Below are 17,085 nucleotides of genomic sequence, written 5' to 3' on the forward strand. Positions count from 1 at the left end.
AGGCGGGGCCCTTCGCGCCCGCTCGTCCACCCGACACCATTCTGGCCCTCCGGGCACGGTGAGCGCGCTCACAGTCCGCCTCCGCGCCGCGTCAGGGCGGGCTGGGCCGCTTGTCCTACGACGAAAGTCGGGAACTCGGGCGGCCCAAACCTTCGGCGGGTTCCGTCATTTACCGACATTCACGACGGTGGGTCAGTACCTGACCACTACTCCCCGTACCCACCGGAGTTGATCCCCAGTGCGAATCGCGCGTACCGCCGCAGTCCTGTCCGGCCTGGCCTTCGCCGCCGTCGCCGCGGCCTCCCCGGCCGCGGCCGCCCCCGCCCAGCCCGCCATCATCGACGGCAGCACCGCCGACTCCCTGCACGCCGCCGCCCGGATGTTCGCCGGCGGCCAGGAACTCTGTTCCGCCACGATCATCGCGCCCGACTGGATCCTCACCGCCCGGCACTGCACGCAGGGCGCGGGCGGCAAGCAGATCACCTTCCACGTCGGCAGCCTCGACCAGACCCAGGGCACCGAGGTCTCCGCGACGTCGGTGCACGACTCCCCCGACGCCGACATCTCGCTGGTGCAGATCGACCAGAAGGTCCAGACCGAGTACGCGCCGCTCGGCACCGCGGGCGACGTCAACGTCGGCGACACCGCGCAGGTCTACGGCTGGGGCGCGACCTGCACCGACCAGCCGGAGATCAACTGCCAGTCGCAGGTGCTGAAGGTGGCGAACGTCCAGGTCACCTCGGTCGACTGCCCGGACGGCGCGGCCGGCGTCTCGGTGTGCGCCAACCGCGTCGACGGCATCACCGCCGGCGGCGACTCCGGCGGCCCGATGTACGCCAACGGCAAGCAGGTCGGCGTCGCCTCCACCAGCGACCGCCAGTCCTACACCGCCTACATCAACATCACCCAGTACCGCGACTGGATCCAGTCGGTCGCGGGCGTCTGATCCGCAGCGGCCCGGGCCCGGACGGATCCCCGGGCCCGGGCCGCTGTTTCACCCCTCCCCTCTTCCCTCCCCGTTCCTGGCCCGCGCGAGCACCTCCTCGAGGCGCAGCGGGCTCGCCGGATGGTGGCTCAGGCACAGCGGCGTCGCCACGCGCCGGAACCCGAACGCCTCGCCGGACACGTAGAACTGGGCGCGCTCGAGCCGCGAGATGTCCGCCACCGGACTCCCCTTCGCCCGCGCCATCTCGTTCGCCGCGGCGATCTGCGCCGGGCTGTTGAGCCGACCGAAGAACTGCGTCATCGCGTTGCCGGCGATCTGGTTGTGCAGGCCCTTCGGCGCCTGCGTCGCGAACAGCAGCCCCAGCCCGTACTTCCGGGCCTGCGCGGCGAGCACGATCGTGCTGCGCGTGCTGGCGGTGAGCGAACCGGACGCCGCGAGCGTCTGCGCCTCGTCCATCACGAACAGCGCGCCCAGCGGCCGGTCCCCCGCCGGATTCCGCTTGATCCACGCGAACAGCTCCATCTGCAGCTGGTTCACGAAGCTCTGCCGCTGCGCCTCGGCGGGCAGCCCGGCGAAGCTGATCACCGAAATCCGCGCCCGCTTGCCGCCGGCGGGGGTGAGCAGCACCGCCGGATCGACCGGGGTTCCGGCTCCGGCGAACAGCGGGTCGTTCACCATCGCGGCCTTGAGCAGCTCCGCGACCTCGGCGGCGATTTTTCGCCCGCCGTTGAGATTCGTGACGCCGTCGGGAAGATCCTCGAGGAGGCCGATCAGCTCCGGCAGGCTCCGCGACCCGGTGCGGGCGTGGTGCACGATGGTCTGCCGCAGCACGGCCAGGCCGATGTCCGCTTTCGCGGTGCTTCCGGTGAGCCGGGCCTGCGGCGCGAGAGCGGCGACGGCCACCTCGACCGCCGCGGAGAACTCGTCCTCGTCGTCGAGCACCCCGGCGAAATCCGGCAGCGGCTCGAACCCGAGCGGACGCCCGGTGGCGCGGCCCGGAGTCCAGACGACGACGTCGGTGTCCTCGAGATAGCGCTCGGCGAGCCGCGCGTCTTCCGGCCCCCAGCCGCTCGGCGGACTCGGCCACGCGTCGCCGAGGCGGGCGAGGTCGTTGTTCGGGTCCAGCACGATGGACGACACGCCGAGCAGCGCGCATTCCTCGATGATCCGGCGCAGCAGCACGGTTTTCCCCGATCCGGAACCGGCGAAGACGGCGGCGTGCTTGCGGAGTGCGGAGAGTTCGATGCGGACGGGCTTGCCGGAGCCGGTTTCGGTGCCGAGGGTGACCGTGCCGCCGGGCGGGGGGTGGGTTCCGTCGGAACGGGGGGCTTGGGCGCTTCCGGTGCGGTTCGAGCGCGGGGCGGGTTGGGTGAAGAGGGAAGGCTGGGCAGCGGGACTCGGGTTCGCGGGCCGCTGCGGTGCGGGGGATGGCGGTGTCGCGCGGCTTTCGGAACGAGCCGCGGTGTCGGGGAGGACTCCGGAAAGCAGCTGGGACCGCCGGGCGGGCCTGCGGTCGATGAGCCATTCGTGGACGTCCGGGCCGCCCTTGACGAACATCTCGTCCAGCGCCCAGAACGTGCGGACGTCCGCCTCGGACATCTTGAGCCGCTTCCCCCCGGCGGCTTCGAAGGCCCGGAGTTCGGCCTGGGTTTTCTCTCCTTTGGACCACGAGGAGTTCCGGATCAGGATGAGGTGCCGGTTGTCCGCCCCCGGCCGGAGCCCGGCGGCCGAGCGCGCCTTGCGGAACCGGTTGAGCACCGCGAGCGGATGCCGCACGGAGATCGCCCGGAACGCCCAGTGTTCCTCCAGGTCGGAGTCCTCGTCGAGGGTATGGGTGAGCCACGCGTGCAGTTCGTCCTCGCTGCCGCGGGCGTCCCACTCCATTTCGTCGTCGCCGACCTCGGTGATCCAGCCGCGCAGCGCGGCCGACAGCAGGCGGGGCATCACCTCGTCCTCCACCTTGTGGTCGAGCAGCGCCGAGGGGTCCGCGGCCGCGCGGAGCTGCTCGAACCAGGCGTCCAGTTCGGAGAAACGGTCGGGCTTCGGTTCCGCACGCGCCGGCAGGACCGGCGGCGCGTCGGTGTCGAAGCTGGTCAGCTCCTGCACGCGTTCCGCGCGGACGCACGCGTCGATGTGCGCGCCGATCCGCTTCAGCAGCTCCCGCGGGGTGTACTCCTCCCACGGCCCGTCGAACGCGGAAGGGGCGACCGGCCAGGTCGAATGCGGCGGAGTGAAATCCATCGCGGCGTAAGCCACTCCGAGCCGCCGTTCGACCAGCCGCCGTCCGACCTCGGCGTCCAGCACCCGGCCGAGCGTGAGGGTTTCGCGGAACCGGTCGGGGACGGTGTCGGCGGCCTTGTCCTTGATCAGCATCCACGTCGTCGGCAGGCAGGCGAGCACGGTCAGCGTCCGCCGGGTGACCTCGCGCAGTTCCATCAGCCCGTCGGCGATCTGGGCGACGAGGAAATCCTCCTCCCCGCGATGCCCGATTTCCCTCGCCTGCAAGGAAGAACGGGCGATCAGCGTGTCGAGCTGGTCGACCCCGATCACGAGCGGCCCGGTCAGCGCGAGCAGCCGGGTGATGTCGTGCACCTGCCCCAGCGCGGACTTCGGCTTCGCCCGGATGCCCCACTTCCGGCGGACGCCGGATTTCGATTCCTCGGAGCTGCCCAGGTACTCGTCGCCGATCTCGTTCTGGGTCAGGTCTTCGGCGGCGTACAGCACCAGTGCGCGGGCCGTGTCCGCGCACTCCACGGCGACCTGGCGGTCGAGCTTCCGCAGTCCCAGCACGAACGCGTCGAGGTGGGCGCGCGTCAACGCTCCGGTGCCCAGCAGAGCCGAGGTCGCTTCCCAGGACACATCCCCGCGTTCGCAGACCCGGCGCACAAAGCTGCGCAGCTGCGTTTCCCCGGAATCGTCGGTGCGCAGCAAGCCGCGGCGCAACGCGTCGGCGGTGTTCTCCCAGAACGCGTCGCCGGCGGTGAGGTCGTCGAGGAAGAAGTACCCGCCCGCGCGGTGCGCCGCCCTCCGGACCATCCCGAGGAGATGGGTTTTGCCGACGCCCTTCATGCCCTGCATGACCAGGCCGATCGGGCTCGGCCCGTCGCTCGCCGCCGCGTCGCGGATGCCGACGTCGATCGCCGCCATCACGTCCGCGTGCAGTCCGTCGACGTGGTAAGGGGAATCCCGCCACACGTGGTCGGGAGTGTCGGCCCAGTCGAACCGCAAGGTGGCCAGCACGGCCAGATGTTCGATCATGACGCCTCGATCGACAGCATATGATTCTCTTCACCGCCGATGCGCACCGCCGCCGCCCGGTCCGCCGCGGTCAGCATCTTGCGGTTGGATTCCGGCACCAGTTTCGCCTGCCCGGTCCGGCTCAGCTCCTTGAGCACCGCGTCGACCTCGGCGGTCTCCGCGTCGCCGAGCGACGACCGCAGATCGGCCAGCCCCACCCAGCCCCGCGGCTCGCTGGCGAGTTTGCGGTAGGTCGTGACGATCAGTTCCTTCAGGTTCACCGCCTGCGGCGCGTTTCCGTCCGCGCCGCCGAAGATCTCCTTCAGCGAAACGTTGTGCAGCCGCAGGTACTCGAAGAACTTGTTCAACGCCAGGTAAGCCACCACCGTCAACGTGCTCCGCACCGGCTTCGGCGGGCTCAGCGCGGCCAGTTCTTCCGCGCACCAGTCCCAGCCGGCGTCGGTCAGCTGGTGTGCGTAGGCGCGGCCGGATTTCCGGCTGCTGACGTAGCGTTCGTTGAGCTTGTGCCGGTCCCTCCCGTCGAGCGCGAAGCCCGCCGCCGCGCGCAGTTCCGGGTTCGTCATCTCCCGGCCGTTCACCATCAGCGCGATCATCGCCGCGGACTGTTTGTGGCTCAGTCGTTCGTGCATCCGCCGTCCTTTCTCGGGGCATCCCGGCCGCGGGCGCGGGCGGGGCGTCTGGCGGGGCGCGGCTAGCTGCCGTTCACCCGCACGTCGAGCACTTGCTGGGCCCACGCCAGGGCGTTCTGGACCCGTCGCGGCGGCGGTGTCGCGCCGTCGTCGCCGCGGCGCGGGCGCAGCAGCACGGCCAGGTCCGCGCCGAGTTCCTGCGCCCGCACGCTGTCCCCGGCTCCGACCGCGGCCGGGATTTCGCCCGCCAGGTCGTCGACGAGGTCCCACAGCGGCGGCCGCAGCCGGGCGTGCGCCGCTTGGCGCAGCAGGGAAACCAGGTCGGACTGGCCGGTGTCGACCAGTGCCCGGCCGGCGCCGATCTCGTCGGCGAGGGCGCGGGCGGCCTTCGCCGGGCCGGTCGCCGGGCCAAGGCGCAGGTGGCGCAGGTTGCCGAGGTAGCCGGACAGGTCGCGCGGGTCGGTCCCTTCGGTGAGCACCGGGATCAGCCTGCGGTCCTGGCCGAGCGTGCGGTGCAGGAACAGCTCGACCTCCGCCAGCTGCCACCGGCTCGCCTTGCCGTCGATCACCAGGCACAGGTGCCGGGCGTCGGTTTCCACGCGGCCGAGCCAAGACCGGTCGCCGGAGAGCGAACGCCCCACCCGAATGCCGAGTTTCTCCAGCTCCGCCACCAGATCCCGGGACACTCCCAGGTTCGACCGGGGCATGCTGACCTGGATGTCGTAGGCGAAATTCTGCGTCTGGGTGCGCACCGCCGCCACGTAGGCGTCGCGGTTTTCGGCCAGCAGCTCGGTCCGGTCGAAGGAATGCGCGATCACCGCGGCGACGGTCTCGAGCGCGTAGCCGATCTGGTCCGCGCCCGGGCTTTTTTCCAGCAGCACTGGCAATTGCTCGCCGAAGGTCCAATACGACACGTAGGGCAGCGTGAGGTGGCGGGCGATCACCGCGGGCGAAACGGTCTGGTCCAGCCAGCTGTCGAACAGGCTCCGCGTCTCGTCGAGGCAGATCTCCCGCCAGCTTTCCGACCGGTCGTACTCCTCGCGCGTGTCGAACCGCGAAAGCACGGGCAGCACGGGAAGTTGCGGACGGTCGTACGGCAGGGCGTTCCGCGCGACGTTCGCGCGCTGGGCGACGTCGACCGCGCCGCGCACGCTCTGCATGTTCGCGGTGTAGAGGACGACCAGCCGGTCCGGCAGGTGCGCGGTGCAGATGCTGCCGACGTCGGAGATCCCGGTGCGGCTGTCGAGCAGGACGTAGTCGTAGTCCGAGGTCCACGCCTTCCGGCAGCGTTCGAGGTACTCGCCGAACTCCTCGTCGTACAGGCTTTCCCAGTCGATTCCCTGCACCTGTCCCGGATACCGCGGGCCGTCGCCGCCCGCGGGGAGGAAGTCCAGCGCGCCGGGCACGTTGTCCAGCGCGACCGGGACGATGTGCCGGTTCGGCCGGACGCCGCCCTCCCGGAAATCGGCGACGAGGTCGACCACCCCGCCTTCCGGGTCGCGGTCCAGCGCCGGCCGGAAGTACTCGCGCAGCCCCGGCGCCTCGAGATCCCAGTCGACGCACAGCACGCGATGCCCCCAGCGGGCCAGCAGCACCGCGATGTTGGCCAGGGTGAAGCTGCGGCCGACGCCGCCCTTGTAGGAATAGAACGTGATCACGACGCCGGGCATCGCTCAGAGCCTCGGAAAGCTCGAGACGGGCGGCGCGTCCGGCCGGGGATTGAGCACCGGCCAGTCCGCCCGCCACGCCGGTGCCGCGCTGACCAGTTCCTCGATCTCGGTCGCGATGCGGTTCATCCGGTCGTGGAAACCGATGTACTTGGCCGAGACCTCGAATTGCTCGTACGGATGGTTCCACTCGGTCAGGTCCTGCATCCGGCGTTCGTGCGCGAACGCCGGGAAATTCTTCGAATCGCAATAGATGACCGGATAGATCAGCGTCGTCGGGCTGTCCCCTCCGGCCAGTTCCTCACGGCGCTCCATCGAGGCCCATTCGGCCCGGCACCACTCGTCGTAGAAGTACTTCGGGGAACACACCGGGACCAGGATCCTGGTGTGCCGCAAGGCGGAGCGCAGTTCGTCCGGCCACTTCCCGCCGACCCGGACCGAGCCGTCGAAGAACACCTGGACGTCCCGGTCCAGGTTGCCGTCGAGCAGTTCGCACAGCCGCGGATGGAAATGGTTGCGGACCCACCGGGCGATCGGATCGGCGGTGCGCAGATAACTGATGAAAACGTCGTAGTGGTACACCTGGGCAGCGCTCCCCCGTCGATTTCCGCGTCCTGGCGATCCCGGTTCCGGACCCCGACGATACCTTTGGCGGCGACGCCGACAAGGGACAGATTCTGGACACTTTGTGGCCGAAAACCCCCGGGCGGGCGCCGGGGCCGAAACTGGACCGGTCGCTTCCGCCGGAATTCGAGGAGCCCGATGTCCGCCCCCGCCGCACCCCGGATCTTCGTCAGCTACGCCCACGACACCGCCGCCGAGCACTACCGGCAGGTCGGGACCTTCGCCACCTTCCTGCGCGCCCGGATCGGGCTCGACGTCCGGCTCGACCAATGGGACGACGCCTCCCGGCTCGACTGGTCGGCCTGGGCGATCCGGAACATCCGCGCCGCCGATTTCGTGCTGGTGATCGCCTCGCCGGACTACAAACGGCGCGCCGACGGCGAGGCGCCCTTCGACGAGGGCCGCGGCTCCCAGTTCGAGGCGCGGATCATGCGCGACGCGCTCACCCGCGACCTGGAGCGCGAGACGAAACGCATCCTGCCGGTGGTGCTGCCCGGCGGTTCCGTCGAGGACGTCCCGGCGTTCCTCACGCCGTATTCCACCACGCATTTCCGGATTCCCGCGTTCACCGACGACGGCGTCGCCGGGCTGGTCTCCGCGATCACCGGGCGCAGCCAGAACGAGCGGCCGGTGCGCGGGATCTGGCGCGGCGCAACGGATTCCGCGTCCGGGCCGGTGCTGGCGACCGAACTGCCGTGGCGCGAGAAGAGCGCGGACATCGCCGCCGGCACGGCGCGGATCGACGGGATCAGCTACGAGCACAGCGTCGTTTTCCGCACCGCCGGGCCGACGAACGGGGCCTGGGCGTTCGCGGAAATCGACCTCGGCGGTGCGTACACGCATTTCACCGCGGTCGCCGGGGTGCTCGACGACGCCGAGGACGCGGCTTTCCAGATCGGCGTGTTCTGCGTCCGGCTCGACGGCGAAATCCGCCATCTCGACCATTCCGCGTCCGGCAGTCCCCGGCACCTCGAACTCGACGTCACCGGAATCCGGCGGCTGCGGCTCGAGGTCCGCCGTCCCCCGGCGGACCCGCTCGCCCGGGCGACCCGCCCCGCCGCGCTGGCCTGGGGAAACCCCGCCCTCCGCTAGCCGCCCGGGAGGCGGTGTTTCCTGCTCGCCGAGGAAACGGGAAACCCCTTTCCGCATTCGTTCCCGGATCGCATTCTGGGTGCACGCCGCTCGCTCCGGGCGGTTCGCCGAGAATCACGGAAACCCTGCTCTACCGCGAAAGAACGCTCTTTCGCGGCGGGGGTTTTCCGTGCCTGGATCCGGGAGGGAGGTGCGGGAAATGCAGACGCACGGAATCGTTCTCATCCTCACGCTGCTGGGCCTGGCCTGACGCGGGAACGGCCGGATTCGCCGCGAGGGCGGATCCGGCCGCCGGTCAGCCGCGAGCGCGCAGATGGTCCCGCAGCGACCGCGCGACCCGCGCCATCAGGATCTCCGCCTCCGGCTGGATCGCCGCGGGCACGCGGGATTCGGTGAGCGCGGCGACCGCGAACGCCTGGCCGTCCGAGTGCTCCACCACGCCGATCTCGTGCCGCAAGTTCACCAGCGTCCCGGTTTTCGAGGACCACTTCGCGGAATCCGACGCGAAATCCGGTGCCAGCCGTTGGCGCAGCAGGTTTTCGCCCATCAGCTGCCGCACCCGGGCGGCCACGTCCGGGTCGATTTTCGACGGCGTCCACAACGCGGTCAGCAAGTCGGTGAACGCGCGCGCCGAACCGGAACTCGCCCGCGAAACGTCCAGCTGCCGCACCGGATGTCCCCGCCCCTCGGTCACCGCGCCGATCGCCAGCGAATGCGCGAGGTGCGCTTCGGCCGCGTCGAACCGTTCCAGCGGCGTGTCGTTCAGCTCGCTCAGCGAATGCCGCACCGAAATGCCCGTGACGCCCCACTCCCGCACCGTCCGCGTGACCTCCGCGGGCGAGGTGAGGGCCAGCAGTTCGTCGGCCGCCGCGCTGTCGCTGATCGCGGAAGCCAGGTACATCAGGTCGTCCAGCGCCACCCGCGCCGGATGCCGGAACCGCGCCAGCCCGGTCGGCCCGGCGTTGTCCGCGCGGCCGGGTTCGATCTCCACCTGCTGCGCGCCGTCCAGTTCGCCGCGCCGGATCCGGTCCTGCGTCACCGCCACGAGCGGGACCTTGACCAGCGACGCGGTCGCGAACTCCAGGTCGGGCTCGATCCCGATTTCGCGGCCGGACCCGAGGTCTCGGACGAGGAACGAGCCTCGCAGCCCGCCTTCGTCGAGTTCGTCCCGCAGCCGCGCCAGCAGCGCCTCAGTGTTCACCGCGTCAGTCTGCCGCAACGCTCGCGCCGAGACAGCGAGCGATCGCCGCGCGCAGCGGCGTGCGCACCCGGTCGACGTCGTCGCCCAGCCCGGCGGCCACGTCATAGCCGCGCGCGAGCCGGACGCCACCCGCCGGACGCCACGCCAACCCCAGTTCCCGCGCCTGATCCGCCGAGCACAGCAGCAGGTCCGCCGACGCGATCACGCTCGCCGCGGCGGTCGTCAACGTCGCCGCGACCTCGACCTGCGAGGGCAATAGCCCGGCCGCGTCGCGCGCGCGGAACACCCGGTCGCGCACATGCGGCACGTCGTCCTCCGGCTGCACCCACACGCGGCGGCGCGCACCGGCCGACCGGCCCGCGCGCAGGGTTTCCAGGTGCACCACCGCTTCGTCCGGCTCGGCCTCGCTCGCCAGCCCGAGCGGCACCGTCCACACCCCGTCCTCCGGCGGCACCGCGACCAGCGCGGCCCGCACCTCCTGCGTCCGCACCAGCTCGGCCCGCTCCGCCGGACCGGCGACGCGGAACTCCAGGAACACCTCGGCCGTGCGCGCCTGCGCCTCGAGTTCGGCGAGATCGCGAGTGGTCGCGGTGTCCGGGACGGCCAGCCGCACCGGCCGCCGCCGCGCGCGCTGCGCGTCGTGCTCCATCGCCTCGGCGAGCCGGACCAGGCGCTGCGCGGACGGCAGCAGGTCCCGGCCGAACGGCGTGAGCCGCGCCCGCCGCGTCGACCGGTCGAACAGCCGCTCCCCCAGGTGCTTCTCGAGCGCGGCGATCCGGCGGCTCGCCACCGGCTGCGGGATCCGCGCGATCGCCGCGCCGCCGGTGAAGCTCCCCGCTTCGGTCACGCTCACGAACGCCTTGCAGCAGCCGACCAGGTCCACGACCTGAGCTTATGCCAGATTCGCATCAACTGGCACAAAAGTGTCTTGGACCGCATGAACCGGCCGGGGGCACGCTGCTCGAGGAGATGATCGACTTCGGAGGGAGAACCCCGTGTTCCGCAGGCTGACCCTGGCCTCGTTCGCAGTGGCCGCGCTAGCCTCGTGTGCCGCACCAGCAACACCGGACGCCCCGGCGAGCGCCGCGCAGTCCGCCGCGCCGGTCAAGGCCAAGCCGGTGGCGCAGCCGGACTTCGCCGCGCTGGAGAAGGCTTTCGACGCCCGGCTCGGCGTGTACGCGATCGACACCGGCGACGGCCGCGAGGTCGCCTATCACGCCGACGACCGCTTTGCCTACGCTTCGACGCACAAGGTGTTCAACGCGGCAGCCATCCTGCACCGCGGGGACGATCTGGCCCGGACGGTCACGATTCGGCAAAGCGATCTCGTGCCCAATTCGCCGATCACGGAAAAGCACGTCGGGGAGCGAATCTCGTTACAGAGCGTCCTCGACGCTGCGCTGCGTTACAGCGACAACACGGCGGATAACCTCATGTTCGGCGAAATCGGCGGTCCCGCCGGGCTGGCTGCGGAGCTTCGCCGGCTGGGGGATACGGTCACCCGCGTGGACCGCATCGAGCCCGCTCTCAACGAGACGAGCCCTGGTGACGTCCGGGACACGACCACCCCGCGAGTCTGGGCCAAGGACCTGCGCGCCGTCGCGCTCGACTCGGGACTCCCGGCGGACAAGCAGGCCGTGCTCACCAAGATCATGCGCGCGAACACCACCGGCGCGCACGTGATCCGCGCCGGCGTCCCCGCGGACTGGCAGGTCGCGGACAAGACCGGATCCGCCGATTACGCCACGCGCAACGACATCGCCGTGGTATGGCCGCCGCACCGCGCGCCGATCGTGCTCGCCGTGCTGTCCGATCGCCCGCACAAGGACGCGAAGACCGACGACAAGCTGATCGCGCAGGCCGCCGCCGCGGTCGTGAAGGCGTTGCAGTGACCGGAATCTACCGAGTGGTCACCCACGTGCTCGCGGTGCTTTTCGTACCCGTCGCGTGGGTGGTCGCGCGGGGCCGGGCGCGGCACGTCGCGTGCCAGTGGGCGCTGGGGGCCCGCTATCCGGCCGAAAACCTCGCCGGGCTCACGCCGGGCACGCACGCCGCGTTCACCGCCGCGCGCACCGAAGCGTTGTGGCGGCACGGAATCCTGCTCGGCCTGACGTCCGGCCACCGCGACGCGGCGACGCAGGCCGACCTGTTCCGCGCCGAGGTCCAACGCGCCGGTTCCCGCGAACTCGCCCTGCACCTCACTCTTCCGCCCTCGCAATCGCAGCACGTGCGAGGCGTCGCGCTCGACGTGCGGCCCTACGAGGGCGCGCAGTGGCTCGAAGTCCACGGTGGACGGTTCGGCCTGTATCGCGTGTACGACAACGAATGGTGGCACTTCGAGCACCACCCGGACGGCCGTCCGCAGCGGCTGCCGCACCCCGGTTTCGCCGCGACCCGCGCCGCCAGCTGAAGCTGATTCGTCCACTGTGGACCGGCCGGGCGGCACAAGCCGGTAACGAAACCGGACAAGCCGTAACGGACCGCGGATCCGGGCGATAAGCGGATGTGCCCGGGGGCGTCCCGGGCCTGTCCCGAACGGAAATCGCATGATTCGCCCGGTCTCGCACCGTCTTCTGCTGAGCTACGGCGCCGTCGCGGCCGCCGCCGCGCTCGCGTGCACCTCCTGCTCCGGCTCCGGCGGCAACGCCGCCCAGCCGCCCGCCGCCGCCAGCCCGGCCGCGACCTCGTCGGCCGCCCCCTCCGCGGCGCCGCCCGACGCCGCGACCGTCGGCGAAACCGTCAAGGCCGCGATGAAGAAGTCGACCGCGGTCCACGTCAAGGGCTCGAAGAGCGACGACGGCAAGATGAAAGTCGACATGCAGTTCAACAAGGACAGCGTGAGCGGCTCGATCGAGAAGGACGGCGTCGAGGTCCCGGTGCTGCGCGTCGGCGAAAAGGTCTGGATGCGGTTCAGCAAGTCGCTGACCAAGGAGGCCGGGCTGCCCGCCGAGGCCGCCGCGCTGGTCAACGACAAGTGGGTGTCGCTCGACTCCCAGCTCGCCCAGGGCATGGGCGAGGTGTTCAAGCTGTTCATGGACTACGACGTCTTCGTCGGTTCCATGGCCGACGACGTCGACAAGACCGGCTACTCCGCGGCCGAACCCGCCGACGTCGCGGGCGTCCCGGCGCTGAAGTACCGCAACGGCAGCCGGACGATCTTCCTCGAGGCCGCCGGTGCGCACCGCCTGCTGCGGCTCGAGTCCCCTTCGGAGGGCACGATGGAGTTCACCGGATGGGACGAACCGGTCCCGGCGAAGGCCCCGCCCGCGGCGGAGATCTACTCCGGCCCCGGTTCCTGACCGGATCGCCTCGCGTTCCCGCGCCCGCCCGGGAACGCGAGGCCGCGGACCGCGTGATCACGGATCCATGACGGAGCCGGACGAGCGGTAACGGACCACTGGAGCAGGCGATAAGCGGATGCGCCCGGGGGTGTCCCAGGCCTGTCCCGAACGGAAAACCGCATGATTCGCCCGGTCTCCCCCCGTTTTCTCCTGAGCTGCGCCGCCGTCGCGGCCGCGCTCGGATGCACCGCCTGCTCCGGGGGCGCTCCTGCCCCGTCTCCGGCTAGCGCGGCCGCGAGTTCGCCGGTCGACGCGCCGCCCGACGCCGCGACGATCGGCGACACCGTCAAGGCCGCGATGAAGAAGTCCGCCGCGGTGCACGTCAAGGGCAAGGACGGCACGACGAAGATCGACGTGCAGCTCAACAAGGACAGCGCGAGCGGCTCGATCGAGCAGGACGGCTCGGAGATCCCGGTGGTCCGCGTCGGCGACAAGGTCTGGATCAAGTTCACCCGGGGCATGGCCAAGCTGGCCGGGCGGCCCGCCGGGGCCCGCTCCCCGCTGGACGGCAAGTGGGTGTCGATGGACTCCCCGATGGCCAAGGGGCTGGGCGAGGGGGTCAAGCTCTTCGTGGACCGCGACTTCCTCGTCGGCGCCATGGCCGAGGATCTCGACCAGCCCGGCTATTCCGCGAGCGAACCCGCCGACGTGGCGGGCGTCCCGGCGCTGAAGTACCGCAACGGCAGCCGGACGATGTTCCTCGAGGCGGCCGGCGCGCACCGGCTGCTGCGCTACGAGTCCCCGGAGCAAGGCGCGATGGAGTTCAGCGGATGGGACGAACCCGTCCCGGCGAAGGCCCCGCCCGCCGCCGAGATCTACTCCGGCCCCGGCTCCTGACCGCACCGTCTCGCATTCCCGCCGTCCGGGGCGTCCCGGGCCTCTCCCGAACGGAAAACCGCATGATTCGCCCGGTCTCGCCCCGTCGCGTCCTGCGCTGCGCCAGTGTCGCGGCCGCCGCCGCGCTCGCGTGCACCGCCTGCTCCGGGGGCGCTCCCGCCCAGCCGCCGGCCAGCGCGGCCCCGAGTTCGCCGGTCAAACCGTTCGACGCGCCGCCCGACGCCGCCACGGTCGGCGAGACCGTCGCGAACGAACTGGACATGGCCAGAGCTGTCCACGTCAAGGGCACGACCGTCGACGGCCTCATGGTCGACCTGCAGCTCAACCACGACAGTGCGAGCGGTTCGGTCGAGAAGGACGGCGCGCCGCTGTCGCTCGTGCGCGTCGGCGACCAGATGTGGATCAAGGTCGACACCGCGCTGACCACGATCGTCGGACTGCCCGCCGGAGCCTGGTCGAAGATAGGCGGCAAGTGGTTGTCGGCGGACGCTCCGCTGCTCCGCGGTCGCGGCGCGAAATTGAAGAACCTCCTGGACTGCGATGCCTTCCTCGGCGCCGCCGCCGACGACCTCGACAAGCCCGGCTACTCCGCGGGCGAACCCGTCGACCTGGCGGGCACTCCGGCGGTGCGGTACCGGAACGGCGGCAAGACGATCTACCTCGGGCGTTTCGGAACGACCTACTCCCTGATGCGGTACGAGTCCCCGACGGACGGCGCGGTGGACCTCGAGCTGGGCGAGCCCGTCCCGGCCAAGGCCCCGCCCGCCGCCGAGATCTACTCCGGCCCCGGCTCCTGACCCGCCCCCGTCTCGCGTTCCCGCCGCCCGGACCTCTCCTGAACGGACCTCGCACGATTCGCCCGGTCTTCTCCTGAGCGGGGTCGCTGGACTCCCCGATGGCCCGGGTTTGCCGCGAGGCGCTCAACCACTTCCTGGACCTCGACTTCTTCGTCGGCACCCTGATCGACGACCTCGACGTGGCGGGCACGCCGGTGCCGCGGCACCGGAACGGCGGCCGGGCGATCTGCCTCGAGCGCGTCGGTTCGGCCTGCTCCCTGCTGCGGTACGAGTCCCCGAAGCAAGGCACGCTGGACTTCAGCGGGAGCGGCCCCGAGCCGGTCCCGGCCCCGCCCGCCGCCGAGATCCGTTCCGGCCCCGGCTCCTGAAGTTCTGCCGACCGGGCGATCAGGTGCGACACTGCCCGGGATGATCGGTCTGCTGTATCCCACTCGCGATTGCGCCGAGGACGACTTCACCGCCCTGGCCGGATGCCTCGACGCCCGGCCGGGCGTGGAATTCGCCTACGTCCCGTGGGCCCGGCAGGCGGTCGAGCGGGAGAACGTCCAGGCCGCCGTGCGCGAGCTGAGCGAGCCGGACCGGCTGGTCCGGACGGCGGCGAAGTTCACGACGTCCCCGCGCGTGGTCAGCTGGGCGTGCACGAGCTGCAGCTTCATCGACGGCGTCGCGGCGGCCAAAACCCAGACCGACGCGCTGACGGACGCGCTGGGCGTCCCGGCGAGCAGCACGTCGCTGGCGTTCCTCGCCGCCGCGCACCGGCTCGGCCTCCGGCGGGTCGCGCTCGCCTCGGTGTACGCGCCGGAGATCACCGACGCGTTCTCGGCGTTCCTCGCCGAGGAAGACATCGCCACCGTGCACGCCGTCTCCGCCGACGCCGGTTCGGACCGCGACCTGGCCGCCTGGGACAGCGGCCGCATCCGCGACCTAGTCGATTCCGCGGCCTCCTCGGACGCCCAGGCCGTCCTGCTGCCGGAGACCGCCCTGCACACCGCGCCGCTGCTCGCCGAACTCGAACAACGCGCGGGCAAACCCGTGCTCACCGCGACCCAGGTGACGCTCTGGCACTGCCTCACCCTGCTCGGCAGGCCTGCCGCCGGACCGGGTCTCGGCACGCTGCTCGCCCACCCGCATTGATTGTCCACTGTGGACACATAAGGTCCCGGGCATAACCCACGCCGATCGCGGGTAACTCCTCGATCATGAGCAGCCACCTGATCGCCGTCGCCATCGATTGCCGGGACGCCGACGCGCTCGCCGCGTTCTGGCGGGAAGCGCTGGACTATCCGCGGACCGAGCGGTGGACGGACAACCACGGACTCACCTATGTCGAGCTGAAAGCGCCGGACCGGCCGTCGCTGCTGTTCCAGCCGGTGCCCGAGGGGAAGACGGTCAAGAACCGGCTGCACCTGGACATCGCGCCGGACACGATCGACCAGCGCGACGAGGTGGCCCGACTCGTCGCCCTCGGCGCGAAGGTCGTGGAAGATGCGGAAGAAGACCACTGGATCGTGTTGAAAGACCCCGAGGACAACGAATTCTGCGTGCTCCCCCGGCGGTCCTGACCCCGCGCTACGATCTCCGCCGTGCCCGACTCCCGAGTGCCCGCCGGTCCCGACCTCGGGATGCTCGCCGGGCGGTTGCTGTTCGCGGTGCAGCGGGAGCTGTTCACCGCGCTGGCCGCCGAGGGGTTCGGCGACCTGAGCCCACGGCACGGCGCGGTGCTCGCCTACCTCGGCCCGGACGGGGCGCGCGCGACCGAGCTGTCCCGCCGGTCCGGACGGCGCAAGCAGGTCATCGGCGCCATGGTCGACGAACTCGCGACGCTCGGCTACGTCGAACGCCGCCCCGACCCGGCCGACCGGCGCGCGAAACTCGTCTGCCCGACCGAACGCGGGCAGGCCATGATCGCGGCCTCGGCCCGGATTCTCGCCGCGATCGAGGACCGGCACGCCCAGCGGCTCGGGCGGGGCGAGTACGCGGAGTTCAAGCGCGTGCTGGCGGAGGTCACCGACGAACAGCGGCGCTTCGCCGGGCACTGATCACTGGCCCGGCCACCCCTGCTGGGGCGGCCCGGAGGCAGGCCATTGGCCCGGCATCGGCTGCTGGGGATAAGGCGGTTGCGGCGGGTACTGCGGCGGGTATTGCTGCGGCATGCCCGGTGCGCCGTACTGCTGCGGATACTGCGGCGGGACCGGGCCCGGCTGCGGATACTGCTGCCCCGTCGAAACCTGCCCCGGATACTGCGGCATCCCCGGAACCGGTGCCCCGTAAGGCATTCCGTGTCCCGCGGGCGGAGGCATCTTCGCCGACACCGCGGGCAGCCGCAGCACCACCGCCAAGACCGTCATCAAGCCGAACGAGGCGCTGTCCCACCAGGAATGGGCAAGGACCACCCCGGCGAGCGCGCACAACAGCTGCGCCGGCGCGCCCCACAGCAGAATCCGGCCGGCCGATTGCCGCCGCGCGAACATCAGCGCGATGCCGGCGAGCACCACGATCGCCAGCAGCAGGCTCGCCGCGGACAGGTAGCTGGACAGGCTGACGCGGGTTCCCCCGCTCACGATTTCGCTGACCGACCAGAATCCCCCGCGGATCGCGAATATCTCCAGCCACGCGAGCAAAACCGCCACCGCGATGCCGATCCCCGTCACCTTCGGCCGTATCACCGGCTGAGTCATCCCGGTCCCCTCCCG

The 17,085-nt window shown here is 71.1% G+C and carries 18 protein-coding genes; 11 read left to right on the top strand and 7 right to left on the bottom strand.

Annotation, left to right across the window (positions count from 1 at the left end; genetic code table 11):
- The first annotated feature begins 238 nt into the window (after positions 1 to 238).
- Positions 239 to 946 carry a S1 family peptidase gene (locus F9C11_RS33380; protein WP_409181337.1) on the top strand — a complete coding sequence of 236 codons (708 nt, stop codon included), beginning with the start codon at positions 239 to 241 and terminating at the stop codon, positions 944 to 946.
- Between the two features lie 48 nt (positions 947 to 994).
- Here F9C11_RS33380 and F9C11_RS33385 read toward each other — a convergent pair whose 3' ends face one another.
- From F9C11_RS33385 to F9C11_RS33400, 4 genes are all read right to left on the bottom strand, one after another.
- The gene (locus F9C11_RS33385; RefSeq protein ID WP_409181338.1) at positions 995 to 4,204 is read right to left on the bottom strand and encodes a helicase HerA domain-containing protein; all 3,210 of its coding nucleotides are present in this window, start codon (positions 4,202 to 4,204) and stop codon (positions 995 to 997) included.
- On the bottom strand, positions 4,201 to 4,833 hold the full coding sequence (locus F9C11_RS33390; RefSeq protein ID WP_409181339.1) for a hypothetical protein: 633 nt from the start codon (positions 4,831 to 4,833) through the stop codon (positions 4,201 to 4,203). The genes F9C11_RS33385 and F9C11_RS33390 overlap by 4 nt, the downstream gene beginning before the upstream one ends.
- 62 nt (positions 4,834 to 4,895) lie before the next feature.
- Positions 4,896 to 6,503 carry a KGGVGR-motif variant AAA ATPase gene (locus F9C11_RS33395; protein WP_409181340.1) on the bottom strand — a complete coding sequence of 536 codons (1,608 nt, stop codon included), beginning with the start codon at positions 6,501 to 6,503 and terminating at the stop codon, positions 4,896 to 4,898.
- Positions 6,504 to 6,506: 3 nt separating this feature from the next.
- On the bottom strand, positions 6,507 to 7,082 hold the full coding sequence (locus tag F9C11_RS33400) for a TIR domain-containing protein (protein WP_409181341.1): 576 nt from the start codon (positions 7,080 to 7,082) through the stop codon (positions 6,507 to 6,509).
- A gap of 180 nt (positions 7,083 to 7,262) precedes the next feature.
- Here F9C11_RS33400 and F9C11_RS33405 point away from each other — a divergent pair, with 180 nt between their 5' ends.
- Positions 7,263 to 8,216, top strand: a complete 954-nt coding sequence (locus F9C11_RS33405; RefSeq protein WP_409181342.1) for an SEFIR domain-containing protein — start codon at positions 7,263 to 7,265, stop codon at positions 8,214 to 8,216.
- A 295-nt stretch (positions 8,217 to 8,511) separates the two neighbouring features.
- Here the strand turns inward: F9C11_RS33405 and F9C11_RS33410 are convergent, their stop codons facing one another.
- Together F9C11_RS33410 and F9C11_RS33415 are read right to left on the bottom strand one after the other, a co-directional pair.
- The gene (locus F9C11_RS33410; RefSeq protein WP_409181343.1) at positions 8,512 to 9,417 is read right to left on the bottom strand and encodes a serine hydrolase; all 906 of its coding nucleotides are present in this window, start codon (positions 9,415 to 9,417) and stop codon (positions 8,512 to 8,514) included.
- 4 nt (positions 9,418 to 9,421) lie between these two features.
- Positions 9,422 to 10,300 (bottom strand): LysR family transcriptional regulator, encoded by an 879-nt coding sequence (locus tag F9C11_RS33415; protein WP_409181344.1) that lies wholly within the window; start codon positions 10,298 to 10,300, stop codon positions 9,422 to 9,424.
- Positions 10,301 to 10,412: 112 nt separating this feature from the next.
- Here F9C11_RS33415 and bla point away from each other — a divergent pair, with 112 nt between their 5' ends.
- The 9 genes from bla to F9C11_RS33460 all read left to right on the top strand — a co-directional run bounded on the left by bla (position 10,413) and on the right by F9C11_RS33460 (position 16,431).
- Positions 10,413 to 11,309 carry a class A beta-lactamase gene (gene bla / locus F9C11_RS33420; RefSeq protein ID WP_409181345.1) on the top strand — a complete coding sequence of 299 codons (897 nt, stop codon included), beginning with the start codon at positions 10,413 to 10,415 and terminating at the stop codon, positions 11,307 to 11,309.
- A complete protein-coding gene (locus F9C11_RS33425; protein ID WP_409181346.1) occupies positions 11,306 to 11,827 on the top strand; it encodes a D-alanyl-D-alanine carboxypeptidase family protein in 522 nt (173 codons plus the stop codon). Before bla ends, F9C11_RS33425 begins: the two co-directional genes overlap by 4 nt.
- Before the next feature lie 136 nt (positions 11,828 to 11,963).
- Positions 11,964 to 12,716, top strand: a complete 753-nt coding sequence (locus F9C11_RS33430) for a hypothetical protein (protein WP_409181347.1) — start codon at positions 11,964 to 11,966, stop codon at positions 12,714 to 12,716.
- Positions 12,717 to 12,878: 162 nt separating this feature from the next.
- On the top strand, positions 12,879 to 13,595 hold the full coding sequence (locus tag F9C11_RS33435) for a hypothetical protein (RefSeq protein WP_409181348.1): 717 nt from the start codon (positions 12,879 to 12,881) through the stop codon (positions 13,593 to 13,595).
- A gap of 62 nt (positions 13,596 to 13,657) precedes the next feature.
- The gene (locus F9C11_RS33440) at positions 13,658 to 14,392 is read left to right on the top strand and encodes a hypothetical protein (protein ID WP_409181349.1); all 735 of its coding nucleotides are present in this window, start codon (positions 13,658 to 13,660) and stop codon (positions 14,390 to 14,392) included.
- A gap of 98 nt (positions 14,393 to 14,490) precedes the next feature.
- On the top strand, positions 14,491 to 14,760 hold the full coding sequence (locus F9C11_RS33445; protein ID WP_409181350.1) for a hypothetical protein: 270 nt from the start codon (positions 14,491 to 14,493) through the stop codon (positions 14,758 to 14,760).
- A 40-nt stretch (positions 14,761 to 14,800) separates the two neighbouring features.
- On the top strand, positions 14,801 to 15,526 hold the full coding sequence (locus F9C11_RS33450; RefSeq protein ID WP_409181351.1) for a decarboxylase: 726 nt from the start codon (positions 14,801 to 14,803) through the stop codon (positions 15,524 to 15,526).
- Between the two features lie 65 nt (positions 15,527 to 15,591).
- Positions 15,592 to 15,954 carry a VOC family protein gene (locus tag F9C11_RS33455; RefSeq protein ID WP_409181352.1) on the top strand — a complete coding sequence of 121 codons (363 nt, stop codon included), beginning with the start codon at positions 15,592 to 15,594 and terminating at the stop codon, positions 15,952 to 15,954.
- Between the two features lie 21 nt (positions 15,955 to 15,975).
- On the top strand, positions 15,976 to 16,431 hold the full coding sequence (locus tag F9C11_RS33460; protein ID WP_409181353.1) for a MarR family winged helix-turn-helix transcriptional regulator: 456 nt from the start codon (positions 15,976 to 15,978) through the stop codon (positions 16,429 to 16,431).
- Here F9C11_RS33460 and F9C11_RS33465 read toward each other — a convergent pair whose 3' ends face one another.
- Entirely contained in the window at positions 16,432 to 17,070 is a 639-nt protein-coding gene (locus F9C11_RS33465) for a hypothetical protein (RefSeq protein ID WP_409181354.1), read from the bottom strand.
- Positions 17,071 to 17,085: the final 15 nt, after the last annotated feature.

Origin of the sequence: Amycolatopsis sp. VS8301801F10, from assembly GCF_046195355.1 — a bacterium.
Classification (GTDB): Bacteria; Actinomycetota; Actinomycetes; order Mycobacteriales; family Pseudonocardiaceae; genus Amycolatopsis.